The 25,605-nt window shown below is 65.1% G+C and carries 14 protein-coding genes; 9 read left to right on the forward strand and 5 right to left on the reverse strand.

What is annotated here, in order from left to right; all coding sequences use genetic code 11:
* Nucleotides 1–16: 16 nt before the first annotated feature.
* Entirely contained in the window at nucleotides 17–10,546 is a 10,530-nt protein-coding gene (locus ACQ4WP_RS15670; RefSeq protein WP_436522145.1) for a LysM peptidoglycan-binding domain-containing protein, read from the forward strand.
* A gap of 15 nt (nucleotides 10,547–10,561) precedes the next feature.
* Here the strand turns inward: ACQ4WP_RS15670 and ACQ4WP_RS15675 are convergent, their stop codons facing one another.
* Nucleotides 10,562–11,512, reverse strand: a complete 951-nt coding sequence (locus ACQ4WP_RS15675; protein ID WP_436522147.1) for a 2-hydroxyacid dehydrogenase — start codon at nucleotides 11,510–11,512, stop codon at nucleotides 10,562–10,564.
* A 127-nt stretch (nucleotides 11,513–11,639) separates the two neighbouring features.
* Nucleotides 11,640–12,311 (reverse strand): hypothetical protein, encoded by a 672-nt coding sequence (locus ACQ4WP_RS15680; protein ID WP_436522149.1) that lies wholly within the window; start codon nucleotides 12,309–12,311, stop codon nucleotides 11,640–11,642.
* Between the two features lie 231 nt (nucleotides 12,312–12,542).
* Here ACQ4WP_RS15680 and ACQ4WP_RS15685 point away from each other — a divergent pair, with 231 nt between their 5' ends.
* From ACQ4WP_RS15685 to ACQ4WP_RS15715, 7 genes are all read left to right on the forward strand, one after another.
* Complete coding sequence (locus tag ACQ4WP_RS15685; RefSeq protein WP_436522151.1) at nucleotides 12,543–14,726, forward strand: TonB-dependent receptor; 2,184 nt, start codon at nucleotides 12,543–12,545, stop codon at nucleotides 14,724–14,726.
* A gap of 80 nt (nucleotides 14,727–14,806) precedes the next feature.
* A complete protein-coding gene (locus ACQ4WP_RS15690; protein ID WP_436522153.1) occupies nucleotides 14,807–15,688 on the forward strand; it encodes a hypothetical protein in 882 nt (293 codons plus the stop codon).
* 69 nt (nucleotides 15,689–15,757) lie between these two features.
* A complete protein-coding gene (locus ACQ4WP_RS15695; protein ID WP_436522155.1) occupies nucleotides 15,758–16,915 on the forward strand; it encodes a sensor histidine kinase in 1,158 nt (385 codons plus the stop codon).
* 128 nt (nucleotides 16,916–17,043) lie between these two features.
* Nucleotides 17,044–18,498 carry a circularly permuted type 2 ATP-grasp protein gene (locus ACQ4WP_RS15700; RefSeq protein WP_436522156.1) on the forward strand — a complete coding sequence of 485 codons (1,455 nt, stop codon included), beginning with the start codon at nucleotides 17,044–17,046 and terminating at the stop codon, nucleotides 18,496–18,498.
* Complete coding sequence (locus ACQ4WP_RS15705; protein ID WP_436522158.1) at nucleotides 18,492–19,445, forward strand: alpha-E domain-containing protein; 954 nt, start codon at nucleotides 18,492–18,494, stop codon at nucleotides 19,443–19,445. Before ACQ4WP_RS15700 ends, ACQ4WP_RS15705 begins: the two co-directional genes overlap by 7 nt.
* On the forward strand, nucleotides 19,445–20,254 hold the full coding sequence (locus ACQ4WP_RS15710) for a transglutaminase family protein (RefSeq protein ID WP_436522160.1): 810 nt from the start codon (nucleotides 19,445–19,447) through the stop codon (nucleotides 20,252–20,254). Before ACQ4WP_RS15705 ends, ACQ4WP_RS15710 begins: the two co-directional genes overlap by 1 nt.
* 92 nt (nucleotides 20,255–20,346) lie before the next feature.
* Nucleotides 20,347–21,225, forward strand: a complete 879-nt coding sequence (locus ACQ4WP_RS15715) for a proteasome-type protease (protein ID WP_436522162.1) — start codon at nucleotides 20,347–20,349, stop codon at nucleotides 21,223–21,225.
* A gap of 27 nt (nucleotides 21,226–21,252) precedes the next feature.
* Here ACQ4WP_RS15715 and ACQ4WP_RS15720 read toward each other — a convergent pair whose 3' ends face one another.
* Both ACQ4WP_RS15720 and ACQ4WP_RS15725 read right to left on the reverse strand, forming a co-directional pair.
* A complete protein-coding gene (locus ACQ4WP_RS15720) occupies nucleotides 21,253–22,638 on the reverse strand; it encodes a hypothetical protein (RefSeq protein WP_436522164.1) in 1,386 nt (461 codons plus the stop codon).
* Nucleotides 22,635–22,892: a hypothetical protein gene (locus ACQ4WP_RS15725; RefSeq protein ID WP_436522166.1), complete on the reverse strand. Its 258-nt coding sequence runs from the start codon at nucleotides 22,890–22,892 to the stop codon at nucleotides 22,635–22,637. The genes ACQ4WP_RS15720 and ACQ4WP_RS15725 overlap by 4 nt, the downstream gene beginning before the upstream one ends.
* A gap of 226 nt (nucleotides 22,893–23,118) precedes the next feature.
* On the opposite strand from ACQ4WP_RS15725, the gene ACQ4WP_RS15730 reads away from it, so the two are divergent.
* Nucleotides 23,119–24,486: an alpha/beta hydrolase gene (locus ACQ4WP_RS15730; protein WP_436522168.1), complete on the forward strand. Its 1,368-nt coding sequence runs from the start codon at nucleotides 23,119–23,121 to the stop codon at nucleotides 24,484–24,486.
* 32 nt (nucleotides 24,487–24,518) lie between these two features.
* On the opposite strand, the gene ACQ4WP_RS15735 is transcribed toward ACQ4WP_RS15730, so the two are convergent.
* Entirely contained in the window at nucleotides 24,519–25,541 is a 1,023-nt protein-coding gene (locus ACQ4WP_RS15735) for an AraC family transcriptional regulator (protein WP_436522170.1), read from the reverse strand.
* Between the last annotated feature and the right edge of the window lie 64 nt (nucleotides 25,542–25,605).

Here is a 25,605-nt window from a genome sequence, read left to right on the forward strand (position 1 = left end):
CAAGGAGCAAGTTCGTATGGCCACCACCGATACCGCGCTGGAAAACCTGCAGCAAGCCATCGTCAACGCCGCCAGCAGCGGCCCGTTCGCCCTCGATGCCGCCTTCCTGGAAGCGGGCCTGGCCGACCCGGACGTCGCGCCGCCCGAAAAATTCGACGCCATCATCAACCAGGCATTCCAGATCGACGCGGCGCAGTTCCTGATCAGCTGCGCGGCAGCCGACGTGGGCGCCGTGAGCGACGGCGTCTTTACGCTCAGCAAGGCGAGCCTGCCTTTCATCGGCGGCCTGCTGCAAACCCCGGCCACGCTGGTGTTTTCCACGCAGCTTGCCGCCGCGCGCACGTCGGGCGACGACGAGGATGACGACGGGGATGACGCGGCCGTGCTGGTAGTGCAGGTGGCCGCTAGTCCCGCCGGCTGGAACTGGGATAGCAGCTTTCCCTTTATGGGCGGCTGGCCGTTCAGCGAGTTGCCGCTGTCGGGCGCGCTGCTGGTGTTTTCCAGCGCCGACGGCGTCTATCCATGGGGGGGCGACGGCGCGCTGTCCGTCACGGGCGGCGCCAAGCAGAACCTCAGCGCCAGTGTGGCCCTGCCCGCCTTCGTGGCGCCATTTCTGGAACTGTTTTCCGACCTGGCGGCGCCGCCGGGCAAGCTGCAAATCGGCGGCTACCTGGACATGGCGCTGTACGACGGCAAGACGTTCGAACTGGGCGGCCTGATGCCCAGCGGCGTGCTGTCGGCCACGCTCAGCGAGCTCGACTGCACGTTCGCCGGCTACCTGCGCGTGGCCGCGCCCAGCCTGACCGTGACGATCCCGCCGCCCGCCGATGCGCCGCCGCCCGACGCCTTGCTGCTCGACGGCGGCATGCAGCAGCTGCTGCGCGGCGACGGCGAACTGGCCGACGAGGAAGCGGCAGACGGCGACCAGGCCGCCACGCTGGCCCTGACAGCCACGCTCAGCGTGGAAGGCGCAGGGGCCACCGACTACACGCTGTCGCTGCTGCTGCAGCCATCGAACGCCAACGGCGACGGCAACTACGCGGTCAGCCTGGAAGCGGGCAGCGACGGGCCGCCCCTCAGTCCCGGCGCCGCCATCAGCCTGATCGGCGGGGGCGCCAGCTATTTCCGCGCCACCCCGGCCGTGTTGCAAGAGTTCCTGACGTCGTTCGGCCTCGGCGGCATGACCATCAGCGGCAGCATCCCGCCCAAGGCGACGCCCACGGTGGACCAGGTCACGCTGCAGCTGCGCACCGTGCGCGGTCTCAGCTGGCAGCCTATCCCGGCGCCCACGCCCGCGCTGAGCTTTACCGTCACCTCGTTCTTCCTCGACTGGACGGCTTACCAGCCGCTGGCGAGCAAGGCCAGCGGAAAGTCGCGCTATGAATACCTGTTCGGCACCACCTTCACCGTGTTGCCCACGGTATTTCGCAACCTCGACGGCACGCCGGGCGGCGAATTCGAGGTGCAGTTCAACTCGGCGCAGCTGTTCCAGGCCAGTTTTCCCGGCAAGGCCACGCTGTCGGACTTCCTGTCCGTCGTCTCGAACGGCCTCGTCAGCCTGCCCGACAGCATCCAGGCCGAGGTGTCGAATATCGCGCTGAGCATAGACGGCGCGGCCCAGTCCTTCGCGTTTTCCAGCGACTACGCCATCAGCCTGTCCTTCCTGACGGTGGGCGGCGCGCCCATCTTGAGCATTTCGGAAGGCCAGATCAGCCTGTCTGGCATCAGCGCCACGGTGGCCGCGGACAAGCAGGAAGGCGCGCTGGCCCTTGTCGATGCCGACAAGGCGGGCGCCGGCACGGCCTGGGCCGGTTCTATTTCCGGCTTGCTGGGCGTCGGCGCCAGCCTGCAGGCGGCCGTCAGCGTGGCCTACAGCAGCCAGGAAACGCCGCCCCGCTGGACCCTCTCCGCCTCCCTCGCGCAAGAACTCGACGTGGGCGAGATGATCAAGCAATTCTTTGCCGCCGGCGGCATCTATGATTTCCCGGTCTTCTTGCCGGGCAACCTGAAGATTTCCGCGTTCGCCATCGAAGCGGTCATTCCGAGCGGCAAGCCCAGCACGGATCTGGCCACCAGCTACACGGTCGACACCACCTTCACCTGGCTGTTCATGCTTGGCCAGCAGCAGATCGGCTTGCAGAAAGCCACGCTCTCGGTGCAGTATGACGGCGCCAAGCCGGCCGCGCAGCAATTCTCGGGCAAGGCCGATGCTGTATGGATCTATACCGCCATCAATCTGAAACTGGGCTTCGGCTATGCGTTCCAGCCGACGGACAAGGGGCCGAACCACACGCTGTACGTGAGCTGGGAAGGCTTCACGGCAACCTATACCAGCGGCAACGAGATGCTCCGCTTCACCCTGGCCGGCTGGTCGCTGGGCAGCCTGATCCAGGCGCTCGTGCGCACGCTGGGCGATCCGTATTTCGTGCTGCCGTCGCCGTGGGACTTGCTGAACCAGGTCACGCTGGACGGCCTGTCCATCAACGTGTCGCTGAAAAGCGGCGAAAAGAACCGCCTCAGCGCCACCTACACGCTCAGTTCACCCCTCAACCTCGGATTCATCGTCATCCGCAGCATCGTCTTCAAGCGCAATACGGACGGCAAGGTGACCTTGGCGCTGGACGCCACCGTGCCGCCTTTGCTCAAAGGCAGCATGGGCGACTTGCTGGACCCGAACAAGGGCCAGGACGTGGAAGAGATGCCCAGCGTGCCGGGCGCCGGTTCCAGCTATTTCAAGGTCTTCCTGCTGATGCTGGGCCAGCGCGTGGCCATCAACGGCGCGTCCGACTTCAGCTCGACCAAGGCTGTCATCGACGCGCTGGCCGGCGTGCCGCCCACCACGGGCAAGAACAATCCCGTCAACCCGGGCAGCGGCGTGCAGGGCCAACCGTACTACCAGCCGGACAGCAACTGGCTGATCGCCGCGCATTTCGGCGTGCTGCAGACAGCCGGCGTGTGGGCCGTCGACGTACAGATCGTCTTCAACGATCCCAACCTGTACGGCTTGCGCCTGACCCTGGGCAGCCCCAAGATGGGCGGCCTGGCCGGCCTGGTGGTCGATATCCTGTACAAGAAAATCAGCGACGACGTGGGCCTGTTCCAGATCGACTTCACCTTCCCCGACAGCATACGCAACCTGAACTTCGGCGCCGTCAGCGTGGTGCTGCCGATGATAGGCATCAAGATCTACACGAATGGCGATTTCCTGATCGACATCGGCTTTCCCTACAATATGGACTTTACGCGCTCGTTCAGCTTTAGCGCCATCGTCTACGGCGTGCCAGTGATGGGCGCGGGCGGCGTGTATTTCGGCAAGCTGTCGAGCGCGACGGCGACGCAGGTGCCGAAAACCGATCTCGGGTATTTCAATCCCGTCATCGTCTTCGGCCTGGGCCTGCAGCTGGGCCTGGGCTACAACTTCGTCAAGGGGCCGCTGAAAGCCGGCTTCGCGCTGACCGTGTTCGGCATCATCGAAGGCGTGATCGCCACCTACCATCCGTACGACCGCAGCAACGCCGTCGCGCTGGCCAACGCCGGCGCCTCCGGCAGCGTACAGGAAAGCAGTTACTTCAAGCTGACGGGCACGTTCGGCGTGATCGGCATGCTGTACGGCGAAGTGGACTTGAAGATCATCAGCGCTTCGCTGCTCGTCAATATCACCGTGTCGGTGCAGATCGGCTACGAATCCTACCGCGCCATCCCCCTGTCCGTGACAGCCTCGGTGCGCATCAGCCTGCGCGTCAAGATCGACCTGGGTATCTTCAGCTTCACCATTTCCGTGGGCTTTTCCGCCACCGTCAGCGCGCAATTCCGCATCGGCAGCGACAGCCGCGCGCCGTGGAATGGCGGCGGCGCGCTGCGCCTGGAAAGCCTGGCGCGCGGCCGCGCGCGCACCTTGCCGATGGAACTGCAGGCCGCCATGCTGCGCGCCGGGCCGCGCCGCCAGCCGCGCCGCGTGCTGCGCACCGATGCCAAGCCGGTGCTGCAACTGGTGGCGGCGCCGCAATTCACGGCGCTGGCGCCGCAGGGCGCCACCGCCAGCAGCGCGCAGCAAGGCGCGTTCGTCTGCCTGTTCGCCATGGATGCGCCGGACCCGGCCGCCGGCGGCGCGGGAACAGGCACGACCTCGTTCGACCTGCTGTGCAAGGCGTATTTCCCGTGGCTGCTCGACGCCTTGCAGCCGGCGACGCGGGCCGACGGCGCGGCGCTGGACCTGGCTGCCGCCGCGACTGCCAGCGTCACGCTGGCGGAGCTGGTGGTGGGCATCCAGGTGCTGGCCGACCCCGCCATGCAACCATTCGGCATGGGCGACCTGCTCCAATTTCTCGCCGACAGCTTCATCGTGAACATCAGCGCGCCGGGAGCCAATATGGACGGCGCCACGCTATTCCCGCTGTTCGACGGGCTGCGGCTGGACGTCCCCGACCCGCAAGGCGGCGCCGGCACGCAAGCGATCGACCTCGAGACCTACGCCACGGCGACGGAACAGTACCGTAGCACGGTGGCCGGCGTGCTGCGCCAGGTGGCCGCCAAGGTGGGCAAGGCGCCCGCCAAGCCCGCGCTGCTGGCGCAGGACGACGCTGGCGCCGAATCGATGGCGGCCTTCATCTTCGTCGACGTCTTCAGCCTGATCGGCCGCGCGCTGCTGCAATCGGCCATCGATGCCTTCGACAATTACAGCTATGCGCTGCAGCCAGACGACAGCATCGCCAGCATCGTCGCCGCCTTCAACCGGGCCGGCAACGCCATCGACGCGGATGACGTGTCGCTGCCGAATGCCACGTATCCGCTGAACGGCGCGCTGCCGCTGCAGGTCGACGGCCTGTCCGCCGTGATCCAGGCCGGCGATACGCTGGCGGCCATCGCCGCCCGCTACACGGATCCGGCCGGCGCCGGTGGGCGCTGGCAAACCACCGCGGCCCAGCTAATCGGCGCGAATGGGGCGCCGCGCGCGTTGCGTACGGGCGTGACGCTGGTCTTCGACTTCGGCGCCGGCGCCGTCAGCCACGTCACCGCGCCCGGCGACAACTTCGGCGCCATCGCCGCCGCGCTGGGCGTGCCGCTGGCCGCCTTGGCGCAGCAGGCATCGCTGTATGCGCGCGCCGACCTGCTGCTGCCGACGGCCATCCTCGCCGTGCCGCCGCTGGCCTATGCATCGGCCGCCGGCGATACCCTGGCCGGCATCGCCAGCCGCTTCGCCGCCACGGCCGCCGCACTGGGGCGCGACAATGCCGGCGTCGCCAATCTGTTCGCCGCGGCCCCGGGCCGGCTGGCCATCGCCCGCCTCGACGCCTTGCCGCTGGAGCAGCTGTGGTGCGGCGTGCAGGCGAGCGGCGCCGTGGCCCAGGCCGCCGGCCAGGTCGCACGCTTCATCACCTATGGCTTGCGCCTGCCGGTGGCGCCGGGCCTGAGCCTGTCGCCGTCCTTTCTGTATAGCAAGACGCAGACCGACTACGCGCTGTACCAGCTGACGGGCCAGCAATTCCCCACGCCCGCCAGCGCCGCCGGCGGCTACCGCATCGGCCTGGGACGCAATGCCATTTCGCATGGCGTCGCCCTCGATTTCATCACCTTCGCCGGCGCGCCCGGCACCAGCCTGCCCATCGACCTGGACGCCGCGTACGGCTTGCTGTCGGGCGTGCTGGCGTATGCGCAGGCGGGCAGCTTCGTGCCGTCGCCAACGCTGCACATCCTGCCGCTGGCTTCCTTGCAGCCGCGGCAGTTCCCTGCGGCAGGCTACGCCGCCTGGATCACCGCCGACCTGGCGCGCCTGACGGCCGTGACGTCAGGGGCCGCTTCAGCGGCGCGCGCTACCGCCAGCCAGGCCACGCCCGCGCCGTATCTGTGGCAATTGCCCGACGCCATGCTGGCCAGCATCACCCAGCGCCAGGATACGCTGCAGGCGCTGTACACCCAGGCGCAATACGCGGACATGCTGGCCCTGATGCCTGCCTATCGTCCCCGCACCGGCAACACGCCGCCCAACAGCAGCAGCACGGTGTTCCAGGACTTGAGCGGCTATGCCTACGCCACGCGCGTGGACTTCCAGATCACGCGCATGCCGGCCGCTATCGTGGCCACCAACGACGCCAGCGGCACCGCGCTGGCCAGCGCCGCCACCCTGGCCCACGTATACGAGCTTGTGGGACCGTCGGCCGCCGATGCCCAGCGCCTGCAATACCTGCTGAGCGGCATGGCCGCCGTGGGCGAAACCCTGGTGGACGGCCTGTTCCTGCTGTATAGCGAAGGCGGAAGCGACCAGGTGGCGCTGACGGGCCAGGCCGATGCCGACTACCTGTGCTTCCTGACGCAAACCAATCTGTCCACGGAAAGCCATCCGCCGGCCAGCCGCATGCTGCTGGACGCGGCGGGGACGGCCTTGCCGCGCGGCATAGCCAACAGCCCCTCGCAATTCATCAAGCTGCTGTGGGAGCAATCGGTGGTGCGCGGAGGCGGCTACTATCTGTATTTCGAGGACATGGTGTCGGGCGCCGGCCTGCCCCCATCCGTCTTCGACGCCACGGGCACGGCCACGCTGACCCTGGTGGTTCCGCTGGCGCGCCAGGCGGCGGGCGCCGTCAACACCGTGCCGAACTTCGTCAACGCCCTGCTGACGACGCAAGCGATCGATCCGCAGCAGGACGTGCTGGTGTTCGAATCGCTGAGCAAGCCGGCCAAGACCCAGCCTTTGGCCCGGGCCGCCACGAGCACCCTGACCGCCCTGGCCGCCACGTATGGCATGGGCGTGGGACAGCTGGCGCGGCAAAACGCCGTGCGGCCGCTGCGCGCCGGCGCCAGCGTGCCCGTGGCCGGCATCCTGCACCAGCTAAACCAGCAAGACATGGCCGCGCCCGCGCAAGCGCTCGAGCAGCTGGCCGCGTATTACTCGGCCGGCGCCACCCCGCTGAGCGTGGCGCAGATCGCCGCCTACAATCCCGGCGTGACGGTGGTGCTGGGCGCGACCATGCGCATTCCGCCGCTCGTCTATCGCGTGCCAGCCACTTCTGACGGTCCCGGAAATACCTTCGCCGCCCTGGCCGCCTACTATGGCTTGTCGGTGGACGCCTTGGCCCTGGGCGCGGCCGCCACCGAAGGCCTGTACGCCGATGGCGCCGTGCTCGACGTCGACAGCCTGGCCCTCGATGCGCAAGCGACCTTGGCGCCGGGCAACCTGTCGTTCCAGCTCAAGCGAACCAACGACGGCGTGCCCGTGCTGCCGCCCGATCCCACGCCGCAGCAACAGCAGCAATATGCGCAAGCGACCCTGTCTGCGCTGTACAACACGCTGTCGGCCGGCCTGGGCGCCAACCCGTATTTCCTGCCCAGTCCCTACAGCCTGCCCTTCGGACCGCAGGACCATGCGAACGACAGCGACGGCGGCGACGATGGCGAAGCCCACCGCCGGCGCTATGCGGCCGCAGCCCTGGCCGACTACGACTACCGCCAGGCACTGGGCTACCTGGGCAACAACAGCCAGGGACGGCCGTTCGCCATGCTTAATGCGGCGCCGGCCAATCCGCCGGCCGGCCTGCCGCCCGCCGCCGACAATCCCTACCTGGGCGTGGGCGGCCATGCGTCGCTGGCCCTGCGCTGGCAAGACCTGTTCGGCAACACCACCGTCACGCCGTTCGAGGCGCCGCCAGCCGGCTACACGGGTGCGCTGGACCAGGCACCCGCCGCGCTGCGCTACACGGATCGCCTGCTGGGCCTATCCGCCTGGCCGAAAGTCCAGGCCAGCTACCTGTATGACACGGATGCGGGTGGCGCGCCCGCGCTGCTGCTGACCTTGCGCATGGATGGCCTGGCCTACCCCACGCCAGCCGACGCGGCGCAAGACTTGCCCATCTACCAGCGCCTGTACTTCCAGCTGCACCAGGACTATACGGGCCTGGGCGTGCTCGGACTGAGCGGAAATGCGGTGAGCATCTCCCTCAGCAACTCCCTGCTGGCCACGCCGCTGCAGCCGCTGGACGAGGCCCAGTCGCGGCAGGTGCGCGACTTCGTCGCCGCCTGCGCCGTCTACTTGCAGGCCCTGGCCGGCGGCGGCAGCGCCACGGCGCCCGCCGCCACGCTGTCGGTGCCGGTGCCGCTGGCGCAGCTGGCCAGCGCCAACCGCATCGCGCTCGACGTGGCACTGGTGCTGACGCGCCAGGCCATCCTGCTCGATCCCGTTCTGGCGGCCCTGCCGGACGGCGCCAGCGTGGTCAGCGCCGTGCTGCCGCAGGCCGACACGAATGGCGGCGCGTCCAGCTACACCACGTTTGCCAAGGCGCTCGAAGCGTGCCTGAAGACGCCGCAATGGTCGATGCGCGCGGGCGCGGGGCTGACGCGCGTGGGCAGCGCCGGCCAGCAGACGCAGCAGTTGTTCGCCGTGCGTTTCAGCGACACGCCCGGCCCGGGCATCCATTTCCGCCTGGGCCAGCAGGCCAGCTACTACGCGCCGCTGCCCGTCGCCAATTCGCTGGAAAGCCGCATGGTCAGCATCGACACCTATCCGACCAATACGCCGCATGCGCTGACGTTCAATAGCGTCGACCTGAACCTGTGGCTGCAAAGCTGTCTCGACGCCATCGACAAGTTCCTCTCGGCCACCTATGCGCCGCCCGCCTACATCGTCGATCGCCTCAACGGCATGGCCGATCCGCTGCAGAGCGGCCAGCTGGGCCTTGTACTCAAGGCGAAACAGACGCTGGCCGACGCCATCAGCGCCACGGTCAGCCCCGTGCTCAGCACCAGCGCTGCGGACGAAGCCACGCGCGTCAGCGCGGCCGCCACCATGCGACAGCAGCTGCTGACCACCCTGGGGCCGGCCTTTGCCGCCGGCGCCGTGGTGGTGTACGGCGTGGACCAGGTCACGGGCGTGGACGGCATCTACGCGGCCGGGCCGCCCGCGCTGTACGGCCAGCCCGCCGGCGCGGGCACTGCAGACGGCGCGGCCGGCGACGGCAACCAGAACTACACCTTGTTCCCGACCCGGCTGCCTTTGCTCGGCACGGCCGCGCCAGACCAGAGCCGGCTGTCTTTCAACTTCATCTCGAAGAATGTCGAAGGCCAGGCCTATGTGCCGCTGAACTTGCGCTATCAGATCACGCACATGGAATTCGACCAGCAATTCGTGCCCGGCATCGAAAACTACGCGCAAAGCCAGTGGCTGCTGTTCATCACCGGTCCGTTCGAGGTACCGCTGGGCAATGGCACGCAATATATCCCCGTGCTGAACCGCGCTCTGCCCGTGCCGCCCACGGTCAACCGGCAGACCGCCACCGCGTCCGCCGCGCCGCAGGCCGGCCGCATGCGCCTGGCCGCCGATGGCTTGCAGCCGGCCCAGCTGGCCCAGTGGGATTACAGCTTCAGCTATACCTATCGCCAGGCGGCGCAGGATGCCGTGCACGTCAGCGTCGTGCTCAACGTGCCGCCGCAGGCGGCCAGACTGTCCGCGGCGGCCGGTCCCGACCTGTTCACGGCGCTGGCCGCCTTCGTCAGCAACTATCCGCTCATCTCGGCTGACCTCGACGAGTTCCTCGCGCCCCTCGATGGCAAGCAGGACACGGCCGATAGTATCGCCAAGGCAACACTGGCGACCACCGCCTTCCAGCAGCTGGTGACACAGGTGGCGGCCAGCTATGGCGAGCATTTCGGCGCGGCGCGGCTGGCGGCGGCGCAAGGCGAGGCCAGCGTGGCCGTGGAATTCGACGCGCGCCTGGAAGACCATGGCGGCGACGCCTGGTATGCGCTGCTCAATGTCACCGTCGGCGGCGCGCCTGCCACCTACGACCCGCTGGCCGGCACCCTGAGCAACGGCGCCGTCAGCGTGCCCGTGCCCGTGCTCGATATCGATGCGCAGCAGTACCGGGCCACGCCAGCCACGCCCACGCCGCCTGATGCGCTGCTGGCCTACCGCTACGCGGCCATCGCCGCCGACGCGCCCGACCTGTCGTTTGCCGCCGCGCTGGCCAATACCGGCCGCGAGGTGCGCATGCCGGGGCTGAACGTGATGGTGTACAAGAACGCCCAGGCCTCGCTGTACGTGCAGCGCAACCGCTACCTGTGCCCGCCCAGCCAGACGCAGGTGTCGACCATGCACGCCTTCCTGTACCAGACGCCGGTCGTCAAGTTCAGCGACCCCATCCTGCCGCGCCTGAGCTGGCAAGGCTATGATTTGCGGCAAGTCGCACCGGTGGGCGGCAGCGACGTGGCGGCTTACATGAGAGGCTTCTTCAACGCCCTCTTCACGGGCGCCTCGGGCAGCGTGCGCATCGCCATGGATGGCAGCTATTCCTATAGCGTGATGCTGGCCGTGGCGGGCTTTCCCCGCACCTCGCTGCCGGTCAGCCTGCTGCCTGCCGTGCTCGCGCCCATCGATGCGGCCCAGCCACCCGCCGCGCCCATGGCGCTGGTGGCCCAGGTGCAGCAATGGTATGACACGCAGCAGCCGACCACGGGTGGCGGCGCCGCCATGGATTTCCGCCTGAACTTCTTTACGGACGGCGCGCCAGAGCAACTGCTGCTGTCGCTCGAAGACGTGCGCTGGGTGGTGCGGCCCTGACGCGGCGGTGCAGCGTCAGGGCACAGGGGTGCGCAGCGGCAGGCCGGCAAAGTGGGCTTGCAGATTATCCAGCACCAGCTGGCCCATGGCGTGCCGCGTTTCCACGGTCAGGCTGCCCACGTGCGGCGTCAGCACCACGTTTGGCAAGGCGCGCAAGGCGGCCGGTACGCGCGGTTCGTCCGCAAACACGTCGAGACCGGCCGCGCCCAGGTGGCCATCCTGCAAGGCGGCGATCAGGGCATCTTCGTCGATCAGCGCGCCACGGGCGATATTGATCAAGGTGCCTTGCGGGCCGAGCGCGTCGAGCACGCTGCGGTCGATGATCTTGTGCGTGGCCGGCGTGCCCGGCGCGCAGACGATCAGGTAATCGCTTTCCTGCGCCAGGGCCAGCAGGGATTCCGCGCGCGGCACGCTAGAGCCGGCAATGGCGCGCGGCTGGAAATAGCGCACCTGGACGCCGAAAACGGCCAGGCGCAGCGCGATGGCCTGGCCGATCCGGCCGAAGCCGAAGATGCCGGCCGTCTTGCCGCGCAGGCTAGATGCGGGAGCGATGGCCTCACGGCGTTCCCAGCCGCCATCGCGCACGAAGCGGTCGAGTGTCACGATATGCCGCGCACTGGCCAGCAGCAAGGCCAGCGCCACGTCGGCCACGTCGTCCGTCAGCACGTTCGGCGTGGTGGTGACGGCGATGCCGCGCTCGCGCGCCAGGTCGAGCGCCACGCCATCGAGACCCACGCCATTCACGGCGACGATTTCCAGCGCGGGCAGCAAGGCCATGTCGGTCGCGTTCAAGCCCAGCGTGCCCGTCGTGACGACGGCGCGGATGGCCGGCGCGCGCTGGGCCAGCCAGGCGTGGCGCTCGTCCGCCGGCACTTGCCAGGCGTGGTGGCAGGTATATTGCTGTTCCAGCTGCGCGTTGACGGCAGCCGAAGGGCTGGGAGCGAGGATGAGGAGTTCGGGGGGCATGGGCGTCCTGGGGCGTATCGACATAAGGAGATGGGAAACAAACGCAGACGCAACTTAGCATATTTGAGACCCAGCCGGGGATGGCAGCCCGGGAATCGCCGTGAAAACCCTGCCGTTGATACGGTATTTAGCCCGGGCAAGGCACGCGTTTGACCTTGCCGCCTGTCTTGAACGGATCGGCGCCCGCGCCCGGGTTTGCATCCATGCCGTAGCACGTGGCACCGCCGGCACTGACGACGCGCGTGGCGGGCCGGCCATCGGCCGTCAGGTATTCCTCCACGCGGATGATCGGGCCGCCGCGCCAGGCGGAAGCGACCAGCTTCTGGAAGGTGCTTTCGCTTTTGAGTTCGGCCGCGGCCAGCCATGGCTTGTCTTGCTTGAGTTCGCTGCGCAGGGCCTTGTCGGCAGCCCCCGCGGCCAGACGGGCGCGCGTGCGCAAGTCTGCGTCAGACGGCGCCGTGGTGGGCGCGGCGGGCAATTCTTCGGCGGGCACGGTAATGGTTTGCGCCGTCACGGCAGGCATGTCAGGAACGGCGGGCGGCGCAGTGGCCCGCGCGCGCGGCAGGGGAGGCGGCATCGGCAGCGGCAAGGCCACCGGTGGCGTCTGCGGCAGCGGCCGGGGCGGCAGCAAGGTCATGAAAGCCACTTCCGTGTATTGCTTGAGTTGCCGCGCCGGCAGCAGCAGGAAATACAGGCCCAGCACGTGCATGGCCAGGATCAGCGCGACAGCCGCGCCTTTCAGGCTCAAGCTCCCCTGCATGCGCCTGGAGGCGTACTGTAGATGGCGGTGCAATGGCATGCGGTTTCCTGTGGGCGCCGGGCGCGATCACCCATTCTAGCGAAGCTGAGCAACAAGCATTGATAAATCCGCAAGGTATCGTCTGGCGCGCCTTTTTCCGCCAGATTCCAGTGCCTGGCGCGCCAGGTGTTGTGCAAATGACGATTTTTTTCAACATTCTCACACTTTCCCACGCATCGTGCCGCGCTGGAATATAATGATAATCATTCTCATTAATATACCAACAACACCATGCGCACCTTCCGCCTCGCCCCTACCCCCTTCGCCCTGGCCGCCTTCCTGCTGACCAGCACCGCCGCCCACGCCCAGAACACGCCTGCAGACAGCGCCGCGCAGACCATGCCCACGGTGGTCGTGAATGCCTCGGCCGATGCATCGGCGGAAGGATTATCCAAGGCGTATGCGGGTGGCCAGGTGGCGCGCGGCGGACGGCTGGGCTTGCTGGGCAACGTGGACATGATGGCCACGCCGTTCAATAGCCTCAATTACACGCAGGCACTGATCCAGGACCAGCAGGCACAAGGCGTGGGCGACGTGCTGCAAAACGATCCGGGCGTGCGCGTCACGCGTGGTTTTGGCAATTTCCAGGAAATGTACATGATCCGCGGCTTCCCCGTGAATTCGGACGACCTCGCATATAACGGCCTGTACGGTCTGCTGCCGCGCCAGTTTGTCGCCTCCGAGCTGCTCGAGCGCGTGGAAGTGTTCCGGGGCGCGAATACCTTCATCAATGGCGCGGCGCCGGGCGGCGGCGGCATTGGCGGCGCCATCAACTTGCTGCCCAAGCGGGCGCCGAATGCGCCGCTGACCCAGGTGACGGTGGGCGTGGAAAGCGGCGGCCAGGCGTACGTGTCCACCGATATCGCGCGCCGCTTCGGCCCCGACAACAATACGGGTATCCGCATCAATGCGGCTCGCCGCGACGGCGATACGGCCATCGACCATGAAAAACGCGAACTGGGCGTCTTTTCCATCGGCGCCGACTACCGTGGCCGCGACTTCCGCCTGTCTGCCGATGCCGGCTACCAGGACCACAGGCTGACGGCCCCGCGCCCCAGCGTGAACGTGGCGCCCGGCTTGGCCATCCCGGCCGCGCCGGACGCCAGCCGCAATTTCGCCCAGAACTGGACGCATTCGAACGAACGCGACACCTTCGGCACCCTGCGCGGCGAATACGATATCGCCAAGGATGTGGTGGCCTGGGCCGCGCTGGGTGCGCGCAGCGGCAATGAATCGAACGTGCTGGCCGTGCCCACGGTCGCCAGCGCGGATGGTAGCGGCACGGCCTACCGTTTCGACAATGAACGCCGCGACACGGTGCGCACGGGCGAGATCGGCGTGCGCGGCAAGGCCGTCACGGGCAGCATCAGCCACAGCCTGAGCGCCACGGCGTCGAGCTTCTGGTCGCAATCGCGCAATGCCTACGGCATGAGCGGCAACTTCAACGCCAGCATCGATGCGCCGTTCAATGCCATGCCGCCGGCCGCCACCCTGTATGTTGGCGGCAAGCTGGACAATCCTCTTGTGACGTCGCGCAGCATCCTGTCCAGCTTTGCCGTGGCCGACACCATGGGCTTCGCCAACGACAGCATGCTGCTGACCGTGGGCTTGCGCCGCCAGACCATCAAGGACGACAGCTACAGCTACGATACGGGCAAGCAGACGGATCCCGGCTACAGCGAAAGCACCACCACGCCGCTGGTCGGCCTCGTGTACCGCCCCAGCAAGGAACTGTCCGTGTATGCCAACTATATAGAAGGCTTGCAGAAAGGCGCCGTGGCAGGCGGCTTCGGCGTGACGAACAATATCGGCCAGATCTTTGCGCCGTACAAATCGAAACAGAAGGAAATCGGCGTGAAGTATGACGGCGGGCGCATCGGCATGAGCGCCGCCCTGTTCACTACCAAGCAGCCGCTGGCGTACGTGGACAATGGCACCTTCGGCGTCTTTGGCGAACAGCGCAACCGGGGCCTGGAATTGTCCGTCTTCGGCAGCCCCGCGCGCGGCTTGCGCCTGCTGGGCGGCCTGACCTTCCTCGATGCGGAACAGATGAATGTGCAAAACCAGGCGAACAACGGCAAGGACGCCATCGGCGTGCCCCGCAAGCAACTCAATGCGGGCGTGGAGTGGGATGTGCCGGGCGTGCACGGCCTGGCGCTGACGGGCCGCGCCCTGTACACCTCGAGCCAGTATCTCGATGCGGCCAACAAGCAGCAGTTGCCGTCGTGGACGCGCCTGGACCTGGGCGCACGCTATACGGCCAGCATCGCCGAACGCGCCGTGACCTTCCGCGCGCGCCTGGACAATGTGACGGACAAGAACTACTGGGCTTCGGCTGGCGGCGCTTCCAACGCCGGCTACCTGGTGCTGGGCGCGCCGCGCACCGTCGTCGTCTCCGCCTCGGTCGATTTCTAAGCGATAGTTCCACGCCGACAGGGGCGCACTGCCGCGTGCGCCCCTGTGCAATCCCTTGCGCTTGGGCGACAATGCGTCGCATGACACTGCGCCCCGCTCTCCTCTCCCTGTTGCTCTTCGCCACCGCCAGCGCCGCCCTTGCCCAAAGGCAGGCCGCCTGCCCGTATGCCGCCTGGAAAAGCGGTTTCAAGGGCGATGCGCGGGCACAAGCCACGTGTTTGCTGCGTCCCGTCAAACTGTATGCGCGCCTGGGCGACAGTGCGCCGCTGCCGGATTTTCTTGCCGCCCACATCGGCCAGCGCACGGGCATCGCCCCGGCCCGCCTGCGCGCCTGGCTGGCTGACCAAGGCATCGTCGAAGCCGACGTGGGCGGCGCCGTCGACGCTCCCCTGTCGCGCGCCGTGGGCCGGCTGGCGGCGCCCATGGCGCGGTATTTCGTCATCCACGACACCAGTTACCCGAATTTCCTGGCGGAATCCATTCCCGCCCACATCAACGATGCCGGCTGGGACTTCAACGACTTTACCTTGCGCAATCCGGCACTGGGTGGTGGTCCGAAAGGCCATGTGTATGTGAACCGCCTGGGCGGCTCGCTGCAAGTGCGCGATTTTGGCACACCCAGCTACGCCAGCAAGCTGGAAAAGGACAAGCCTTCGCTGACGGGCCTGTTCCTGCACGTGGAGTTGGTACAGCCGCGTAACTCCGTACCGGGCGGCGGCAAGGGCAATGACGGCCTGGCGCCCGATCCCGGCTTTACGCCCGCGCAATACGACCGGCTGGCCCTGTTGTATATCGCCGCCAGTGTGCGCAAGGGCACGTGGCTGATCCCTGCCTTCCACGCCGTCCTCGATACGGGCTATGCGAACGGTCATGATGATCCACAGAACTTTTCCCTGGGCGAGTGGTCAGCCTCGCTTTCCCGCCTGCAGGTGGCCCTGCGGCAGCCCGATACTGGACAATAATGCCGTTTCCCTGGCGGCGGATTCGGCGCATACTATTGAAAGCATAGCCATTCCTGTCAGGGAGTTCAGGTGAGTATTGCCACGGATCATCAGGCGGATCGCCAGGCAGGCGCGCGCCATTCACTGCAGCGCGCGCAGCGCATCTTTGCCATGCGCGACGCCGTCCTTAGCGTCTGGGAACAGCGTGTGCGTGCCAACGTGCGCGGCGCGGACGAGTTGCTCACGCCCATCCTCACCAATACCCTGCCCGCCTTTTTCGATAACCTGGCCGAGGCGCTGACTCCGGGCCACCCGCGCGAAAACGCCACCAGCAACAGCAACGTTCCTGCCGTGCATGGCAATGAGCGGGCGCGCATGACCAATTACGGGCCGGAACAGGTGATCCAGGAATACCAGATCTTCCGCGACTGCTTTGCAGCCGTTGCGCATGACAGCGGCCTCACCCTGCGCAGCAAAGATTGGCATGTGCTCAACGAATCGATCGACGTGGGCATCCGCGAATCGATACGCGAATTTACCAGCATGCACGAAGGCTTCCGGCGCCGCATCGCGGCCGGCCTGTCGCACGACATGCGCAATCCCCTGGCCGTCATCAGCACCAGTGCCCAGTTGCTGCTCCGGCAGGCGGACCCGGAACGCGTGGTCTTGCTGGCGCACAAGATTGCAGAGTACAGCAAGCGGCTCGACAGCATGATCGAGGAATTGCTCGATAGCCTCAGCTATCACCGGGGCCAGCGGCTGCCGCTGGCCCTGAGCCAGTTCGATGTGCTGTCCGTGGTGCACGCCGTGGCCGGCCAGGTCAACCTGCAGCGGCCCGGAAAATGCCAGGTCAGCGGGCAAGCTGTCATTGGCTGGTGGTGCGAAAATTCGCTGCGGCGCGCGCTGGAAAACCTGCTCGGCAACGCCATCAAGTACGGCGACGACACCCCCGTCAGCGTGCACGTGGAAGCGACTCACGAACGCCTGATCATCAACGTCCACAATAGCGGCCCCGCCATCGCGCCAGAACAGGCCGAACGTATCTTCGACTACCTGCGCCGCGAAAACGACAGCCCCGCGCCAGGCTGGGGCATCGGCTTGCCCTTCGTGCAAAACGTGGCCGAAAGCCACGGCGGCAGCATCGCCGTCGACAGCGCGCCCGAGACGGGTACCAGCTTCATCTTCGACGTGCCCGTCGATTGCCGGCCCTTCGTCCGGCCCGCCGACGTCCCCAAGAGTGACAACTAGCGCACCAAATCGGTGCGAAGAAGGGTGCGACGCCACAATAGTGGTCATATTTACACCTGTTCGCGGCCACCCTGTTGGCACGCTTCCTGCTGAGCTATACGTAGACACGGCTCAAGGGAAATCACAACATGGCAAATTTTTTCAATGAAATGACTGCGGATGAAGTGGGTACGGACAGCAAGGTACGTGAACACTATCGTGAATTTGACAACTGGCTGGCGCAGCAATCCCCCGAGACCATCGCCCGCAAGCGGGCCGAAGCCGATCTGACGTTTCGCCGCGTCGGCATTACCTTCGCCGTGTATGGCGACGATGCCGGCACGGAGCGCCTGATACCGTTCGACACCATCCCGCGCATCATCCCCGCCGCCGAATGGGCGCAGATGCAGACGGGCCTGGTGCAGCGCGTGCAAGCCTTGAACATGTTCATCCATGATATTTATCATGAGCAAAACATCATCAAGGCGGGCATCATCCCCGCCGAGCAAATCTACAAGAACGCGCAATACCGCCCGGAAATGCAGGGCATTGCCGTCGTCTCCGACATTTACGCGCACATCGCCGGTGTCGATATCGTGCGCGCGGGCCAGGGCGAATTTTATGTACTGGAAGACAATTTAAGGGTGCCGTCGGGCGTGTCCTACATGCTGGAAGACCGCAAGATGATGATGCGATTGTTCCCGGAACTGTTCGCCCGCAACCGCATCGCCCCCGTCGACCATTACCCGGACATGCTGCTCGACAACCTGCGCTCCGTCGCGCCCAGGGGCGTGGATGACCCGACTGTCGTCGTCATGACGCCCGGCATGTACAACTCCGCCTACTTCGAGCACGCTTTTTTGGCCCAGCAAATGGGCGTCGAACTGGTCGAAGGCAAGGATTTGTTTGTCAACGACAACTCCGTCTACATGCGCACCACGCGCGGGCCCAAGCGCGTCGATGTGATCTACCGCCGCGTGGACGACGATTTCCTCGATCCGCTGGCCTTCCGCTCCGATTCCTCGCTGGGCGTGCCGGGCCTGTTGTCCGTGTATCGCGCGGGCCGAGTGACTTTGGCGAACGCCATCGGCACGGGCGTGGCCGACGACAAGTCGATCTACCCCTTCGTGCCCGACATGATCAAGTTTTACCTGTCGCAAGAGCCGATACTCAACAACGTACCGACCTACCAATGCCGCAAGAGCGCCGATTTGTCCTACGTGCTGGCGAATTTGCCCAAGTTGGTGGTCAAGGAAGTGCATGGCGCGGGCGGTTACGGCATGCTGGTGGGACCGGCGTCCAGCCTGGCGCAGATCGAGGACTTCCGCCAGCGCCTGCTGGCCAATCCGGGCGGCTACATCGCCCAGCCGACCCTCGCCCTGTCCGCCTGCCCAACGTATGTCGAGGCCGGCATTGCGCCGCGCCATATCGATCTGCGCCCGTTCGTGCTGTCCGGCAAGACGATTTCCATGGTGCCCGGCGGTCTGACGCGCGTGGCGCTGGGCGAAGGCTCGCTGGTGGTCAATTCTTCGCAAGGGGGCGGCACCAAGGATACCTGGGTACTCGAAGCCACATCCGCTTTTGCAGGAGAGAAAACATGCTGAGCCGCACTGCCGATCATTTGTTCTGGATGGCCCGCTACACGGAGCGGGCGGAAAACACGGCGCGCATGCTCGACGTCAACATGCAGACATCGATGCTGCCCCAGTCCGAGCAGGACGCGGAACAGGGCTGGCGCGCCACCCTGGGCATTTCCGAGCTGCAGAGCGCGTACGACCATCAATATGGCCGCGATGGTCAATTTCACACGCGCGACGTGCTCGACTTCATGGTGCGCGACCCGAACAACCCGTCTTCCATCCTGGCCTGCCTGACGGGCGCGCGCGAAAACGCCCGCGCCGTGCGCGGGACGTTGACGACGGAAGTGTGGGAAATCCAGAATGCCACCTGGCTCGACATGCAGAAGCGCCTGACAAGCAATTTGCTGGAAACGGACCCCAGCCAGTTTTTCGAATGGGTCAAGTACCGCTCGCATCTGTCGCGCGGCGTGACTTTGGGCACCATGCTCAAGGATGAAGCCATCCATTTCATCCGCCTGGGCACCTTCCTGGAGCGGGCCGACAACACGGCGCGCATCCTCGACGTGAAGTTCCACGGCGCGCGCGACACGTCGAAAGACATCACGCAGCGCGATTTCTACTACTGGGCGGCCCTGCTGCGCTCCGTTTCCGGCTTTGAAATCTACCGCAAGGTCTACCGCGACGTGATCACCCCGGCGCGGGTGGCGGAATTGCTGATGCTGCGCGGCGACATGCCGCGTTCCTTGCTGGCCTGCATGGATGACGTGGTGGAAAATTTAAAGCATATCCGCAACGATGTGTCCGCCGATACGGAGCGTTTCGCGGGCAAATTGCATGCGGAGCTGAAATTCGGCCATATCGACGACATCATGAAGGCGGGCTTGCACCTGACCCTGACGGAGTTTCTGGAAAACATCTACGACCTGGGCAACCGGGTCAGCCGCGACTTCCTCGTTCCCTTGGCGGCCTGATGCAGCTCACTATCCGCCACGAAACCCATTACGCCTACAGTGCGCCTCTGGCCTACACCATCCAGCAGCTGCACCTGACACCGCGTATCGAGCCGCAGCAGCGGGCCCTGTCCTGGCAAATCAGCACGCCGGGCCAGTGCCACGCCTATACGGATGCCTACGGCAATCTGTCGCACATGCTGACGATCAACGGCAGCCATCACTCCCTGAGCCTGGTGGCGCACGGCGTGGTGGAGACCATTTATCCGCACAAGGGACGGCTGAACCTGATCGACACCTTGTCGCCGCTATTGTTTACCATGCCCACGCCACTGACGCAGGCCAATCCCGCCATCCTGGATTTGGCGGCCGCCAGCCTGCCGGACCGGCGCGTGACGGCGGGCACGGGCCATTTGCTGCGCCTGGCCGAGCACATTGTCGGCAAGGTCGCGTATGAAAGCGGCGCCACCATGGTCACCACCACGGCTGGCGACGCGCTGGTGCTGGGGCGCGGCGTGTGCCAGGACCATGCGCACCTGTTTCTGGCTTGCTGCCACGCCTGGGGCATCCCGGCCCGCTATGTCTCCGGCTATATCGATCCGGGCACGACGGGCCACGCGGCCAGCCACGCCTGGGTCGACGCCTGGACGGAAGACACGGATTTCTCGGGCTGGGTCAGCATCGACGTCACCCATGCGCGGCTGATGACGGATGCGTATTGCCGCCTGGCCATCGGGCGCGACTACGATTCAGCCGCACCCGTGCGCGGCGTGCGCCAGGGTGGCGGCACGGAAACGTTAAGAGTCGATGTGCAGATCGTGCCCGTGTAAACCGGCAGGAATGAGGCTGGCCGGGCCTTGCCAGCAGGTGGCATGGCCCGGCTGGTGTAGAATGCTCCCCCCTTTTGACTTGATTTACGACGATGACTTATTGCATAGGCATGCGCCTCAACGAAGGCCTGGTCTTCCTGTCCGACTCCCGCACCAACGCCGGCGTGGACCAGGTGGGGACCTTCCGCAAGATGAGCGTGTTCGAGAACCCGGGCGACCGCATGCTGGTCCTGATGACGGGCGGCAATTTGTCGATCTCGCAGGCGATCCGCCAGATCGTCTCCGAACACGTGGATGCGGATGGCCGCAGCATCTGGAACGTGGCCAGCATGTACGACGCGGCGCGCATCGTGGGTGACGCCGTGCGCACCGTGCATCAGCGCGAAGCGAAGGCCCTGGCCGAGTGCGGCATCGATTTCAATGTCAGCATCATCCTGGGTGGCCAGATAGGCGCCGAGCGCTGTCGATTGTTCCAGGTGTATTCGGCCGGCAATTTCATCGAATCGCACGATGAAAACACGTATTTCCAGATCGGCGAAGCGAAATATGGCAAGCCCATCATCGACAGGGTCATCAACCCGACGACGCGCCTGGACGAGGCGGCCAAGTGCGCGCTCATTTCCATGGATTCGACCCTGCGTTCGAACATTTCCGTCGGCTTGCCGCTCGATTTGCTCGTCTACGAGACGGGCAGCCTGGCCGTCACGCGCTTCGTCACCATCGATGAAAAGAACCAGTATTTCCGCATGATCCGCGACACCTGGGGCGAGCAATTGAAACATGTGTTCGAAGGCATCGTCGATCCCGTGTGGAATGCGGCGCCGGAGACCACCACGAACGTGCTGTCCTCAAGCAATATGCACAGCAAGCCCGTGCGCGTGGCCATCCCCGAGCACGTGAGCCGCGGCGGCCTGACGGTAGCGCCCTTGCAATCGCTGGCGCAGCAGTTCAGCGACGACAAGCAACATTGATTCTGCCTCGGCCAGGCGCCGCGGCGCTTAATTTGTCTGCCTGGGCGGCCTGGGCGCCAGATTCCCGCCCAGCAGCATGATGCGCAAGGACTTCGCGGTCTCGGCAGTTAACAAGCTGAAGTTGCCCTCCCCGCCCCCATCATTTTTTGACAGCGACATGCCGACGCGCTGGCCACCGATGGCGTGCAGTGGCTTACCCGGCTTGACGTTGGCAAGGAGCCAGGCACGCAGTGTTGTTGCCGCCTCCACGGATGGCACCAGCACCTCGTCCGTCACCTTGCCCTCGCTCAGATTTTCGATAAACAGGCGTTGACACTCTTCCTTTCCAGCGCGTGACGTGCACGATACCAGGCCGTAGTAATTGACCTCCAGCTCGGACGTGTCGGCTAATGTCAGTGGCGGCCCATTGAAAACATGTGTCTTGACGACAACCGCGTCGTCGCCTTCGCTCAACGTGGCATGATTCAAGCTGACCGTTCTCAGCACCGCCTTGCCACTGATATTGGCAACCAGCTTCGCCTTCGATGCGGGGAAACTGGCATTGCAGTTCACCACCACCACGTCATCTGGCGCGGTCTTGTTGCCATCTTTCATGCTGAACGATTGTACCGGCAGCGGCCCTTCCTTCTTGGCAAGCTTGATGGAAAAAGTGGCCGACGAGCTGCCCAGCAAATTGATATACGGCCCGCCTTCCTGGACCAGCGTTGCCGTATTGTCGTTGAGCGCCCCGCCAACGCTCAGGCGGCGAATGGAATACTTCATGTTTTCCTCAAGCGAGTTGCTTGCCTCGTAGCCTACATCCAGCACCTTGACCGCGCTGCCCGCGTCCGCTGCCAATTTGGCGGTATCGGTGCCGGTCTTTCCCAGGTCCAGTTTTCTGGACTGGGTGTATTTGGCGGAGCCCAGGTCATACGAGCCGTACACCGTGTCAAACCGGTCCCACGAAACGAAGGTGGCGCGTTGCGGTGCCGGATCAGAGGCATCGCCCAGTACCAGGTCAAACTGCAGCTTGTCGATCCTGTCCGCAGGGTGGACAAGATCGCCGAGCACCGTGATGGTTACACGCCGGCTGAGCGACGTGGCGTCAGCCCAGCCACAAGCGGCTGGGGCTGGCGCGGCAGGCGAGACCAGGGCGGACAGCAAGGCATCGCTCTTGCTGCCAGCTGGCAGCGTTGCGGCAACAGAGCGGATGAGCTCAGCCTGGGCGCGCGCCGACAGGCGGGTAATCAGCGGATCCTGTTCCGCTTTTTTAGGCTGCGCCAGAAACATGGACAGTGTCAGGTTCGGCTCCTTCGATGTCGGATCCCCCGCTACCGCGAGCTTTTCCATGCTCTCGTAATGCCGGGTCAGTTTGGGGGACACGCACCCAGCCAGCAGCATCGCGGCGCAAGCGGCCGCACAGGGCCGCTTCATGGCCGGCTCCGCAGCAAAAAAACCCCCATGAAGACATTCGTGCTGCCTGCCAGGGCGACTTCCCACGCGTCGCGCCCCTCTACCCGTTCGGCGTCGTAGCGGCTTCTGGCTGCCAGGGCGGGCGCGCTGTTAAACACACTGTCCGTCGTGGTAATGGATGCAGGGTCCGCACTGTGTTTATGGATGCGGTGGAAGTCTGGATCATTCTCGTCGATACGCCGCAGTATGTAGCGTCCATTCCACGTAAAAGACATAATGGGCACCTTTCGCAAAGCAGCTTGATTGCAAAACAATCATTTGTTTTTTAATATCAAACTGAGGCTATCAGCCCTGCGAAAAAAAAGCAATGCCTATTCCCTGCGGCGTAGTTGATCTGCCTCGTGCCACGTATGTGCGCCGCTGGACAAGTCGCTTTGCGCGTGCTTTTATGGCAATATGGGTTAACATTTAATCCAGATTGACATGAAAGGCAGGTGGCGCATGGACTTGATCACTTCCGCCGTCGTGGCGGCCATCGGATATGGCGCACCCGGCCATGCGCCCGAGGCCGTCGCCAGCCATTATCAACGTCTCAAGCTGGCCATCGCCAAGTTCGACAGCGCCGCCGCCATCCTGGCCGCTATCGCCGCGCTGGAAGCCGAGCCTGACCAACCCCAGCTGCAACTGGCCCTGTCGGCCGCCCTGTCCACGGCAAAGGTGCCGGACGACATGGAAACCCTGTTTGCCGCGCAAGGCTTGCTCGATGCGCTGCAGCGGCCTTTTCCCCAGCTCCCCGCAGTGGAAAGCGTCCCCGCCCCGGCCGATAAAAGCGCCGTCGTCTCGAATTATGCGGTGGTAAAAGTGTATTTCGCCACGGACCGCCAGCGCGACGTGGGCAAGCCGCCGGCCCAGCGCTTCAGCGGTGAACGCAGCAAAGGAGTGAGCAACGGCAATGGTGGCAATGGCGGCGGCGATGGCCCGCTCAGCTATGGCAGCTGTGACATCAGCATCCCCCGCGACCACCGCATGGGCCAGCTGGAATCGCCATCGCTGTGGCGCCTGGAATTTCGCGACGACCCGGCCAAGCATGTGGTGCTGCTCAATACCGAGGTGCAAGACCGCGACAACTTCTTTGCCGCATTAAAGACGCAAATCCGCGCCTCGGCCGCCAAGAGCGCCTTTGTCTTCGTGCACGGCTATAACGTGAGTTTCGAGGATGCGGCGCGGCGCACGGGGCAAATGGCCTACGACCTGGGCTTTGACGGCGCGCCCGTCTTCTACAGCTGGCCAACACGCGGCGACCTGGCCGGCTACACCATCGATGAAAACAATATCGAGTGGAGCACGCCCCATATCACGGCCTTCCTGGCCGACTTTCTCGCCAGCACCGAGGCGGCGCAAGTGTATCTGGTGGGACACAGCATGGGCAGCCGCGGGCTGGCGCGCGCCGTGGCCGGCTTGCTGGCCGCGCAGCCGCAGCTGGCGCAAAAAATCACGGAAATCATCCTGTCCGCACCCGACATCGACGCGGCCGTCTTCAAGCACGATATCGCGCCGAAACTGGCCGGCGCGCGCAACCCCGTCACTTTGTATGCCTCTTCGCAAGACCTGGCCCTGGCTGCCTCGAAAGCCGTGCACGGCTATCCGCGCGCGGGCGACAGCGGCGCCGGCATGCTGATCGTGGCGGGCGTGGAAACCATCGACGCCACCGGGGTGGACACCAGCTTCATGAAACACGCGTATTTTGCGGAAAAGCGCTCGGCCCTGTCCGACATGTTTTATCTGATACGCAACCAGGCGCGCGCCGACCAGCGCTTTCTCGCCCCCGTCGATACGCTCGCCGGCCGCTATTGGACATTCAAACCCTAAGATACGGCCAGTGCAGGCGTGCACCACGCAGTTCAATTGAGCTTTTCGCTGCCCCCAAGACGGCGGTAAACGCCCGGGGCGCTGCCTGTCCATAGCTTGAATGCCCGGCTGAACGTGGTGGGATCATCGAAGCCCAAGCTCTGCCCTATCGCCGCGATCGTCAAATCACTCTTAATCAGCTGCAAAATCGCCATGTCGCGCCGCAACTCATCCTTTACCGTCTGAAACGAGCTTCCTTCTTCGGCCAGGCGCCGCGACAGCGTGCGGACGGAAAAATGCAGCGCCTTCGCACAAGAACCTATCGTCGTCACATCGGCCAGGCGGGAAGCCAGGTAGTCGCGCAGACGATGCGTCAAGATCTTGTCATTCAATGGCACGTACAGCCAATCGGCAGGCGCATTGCGCAAGAACTGGTTGAGCGCACTCTTGTCCTGACGCAGTGGCGCGCCCAGATGCTCGGAGCCTATGTACAGCGCAGTCTGGGCCTGCTCGAAATATATGGGGCCAGGAAATAAATACACGTATTCAGCCGCCCGCGCCGGCCGGGGAAACGCGAAATCGGCCCGCGCCAGCGGTATCTCGCGCCCTATCATCCATGAAGCGAGTCCATGCACCAATTTCAGCATCAGCTCATGTACGAGCACCCGCTCTCCTTTTGGTGGCACATATTCGATCAGGGCAATACGGGTCAGTTGATTGTCGTGCGTGACATCAAAGCCCATGTCATCGAGCAGCAAACGGAAATAGCGGACGAAACGATGCAGTGCAATATCCAGATTGGGTGCATCGAGCATCCCCAGGCAGAGAAATTTCAGCGTGCCATTGCGCAAGGGACGGGAAAAAAACCGCGGTGTTTCGTCGTCAAGCAAGAGCGCTGTCTGGCGCAGCAAGGTGGAAAACTGCTCTATCGTAATGCGCCCCCCTTGCTCCAGCAATAATTCGGGCGCGATCTTGGCGCGCGCCAGGACGGTCCTGACCAGGTCCGAATCGGGATCGAGTCCTTCCAGCAAATCGGTCGCCAGGCTCACCGAAATGGTCGCGCTCTGGTGGCTCATTAAATAATGCAATGCAACATTTTATCTCCCGAAATTTGGCATGAAATGCACATATTTAGGCCAA

The sequence above is a fragment of the Janthinobacterium lyxosi genome (assembly GCF_051380665.1).
Taxonomy (GTDB): Bacteria; Pseudomonadota; Gammaproteobacteria; order Burkholderiales; family Burkholderiaceae_D; genus Janthinobacterium.

Coding starts and splice junctions, on each gene's coding strand:
- ACQ4WP_RS15730 (WP_436522168.1), top strand. CDS start 23,119: ATGGACTTGATCACTTCCGCCGTCGTGGCGGCCATCGGATATGGCGCA.
- ACQ4WP_RS15690 (WP_436522153.1), top strand. CDS start 14,807: ATGACACTGCGCCCCGCTCTCCTCTCCCTGTTGCTCTTCGCCACCGCC.
- ACQ4WP_RS15710 (WP_436522160.1), top strand. CDS start 19,445: ATGCAGCTCACTATCCGCCACGAAACCCATTACGCCTACAGTGCGCCT.
- ACQ4WP_RS15670 (WP_436522145.1), top strand. CDS start 17: ATGGCCACCACCGATACCGCGCTGGAAAACCTGCAGCAAGCCATCGTC.
- ACQ4WP_RS15675 (WP_436522147.1), bottom strand. CDS start 11,512: ATGCCCCCCGAACTCCTCATCCTCGCTCCCAGCCCTTCGGCTGCCGTC.
- ACQ4WP_RS15720 (WP_436522164.1), bottom strand. CDS start 22,638: ATGAAGCGGCCCTGTGCGGCCGCTTGCGCCGCGATGCTGCTGGCTGGG.
- ACQ4WP_RS15705 (WP_436522158.1), top strand. CDS start 18,492: ATGCTGAGCCGCACTGCCGATCATTTGTTCTGGATGGCCCGCTACACG.
- ACQ4WP_RS15715 (WP_436522162.1), top strand. CDS start 20,347: ATGACTTATTGCATAGGCATGCGCCTCAACGAAGGCCTGGTCTTCCTG.
- ACQ4WP_RS15725 (WP_436522166.1), bottom strand. CDS start 22,892: ATGTCTTTTACGTGGAATGGACGCTACATACTGCGGCGTATCGACGAG.
- ACQ4WP_RS15685 (WP_436522151.1), top strand. CDS start 12,543: ATGCGCACCTTCCGCCTCGCCCCTACCCCCTTCGCCCTGGCCGCCTTC.
- ACQ4WP_RS15700 (WP_436522156.1), top strand. CDS start 17,044: ATGGCAAATTTTTTCAATGAAATGACTGCGGATGAAGTGGGTACGGAC.
- ACQ4WP_RS15680 (WP_436522149.1), bottom strand. CDS start 12,311: ATGCCATTGCACCGCCATCTACAGTACGCCTCCAGGCGCATGCAGGGG.
- ACQ4WP_RS15735 (WP_436522170.1), bottom strand. CDS start 25,541: ATGAGCCACCAGAGCGCGACCATTTCGGTGAGCCTGGCGACCGATTTG.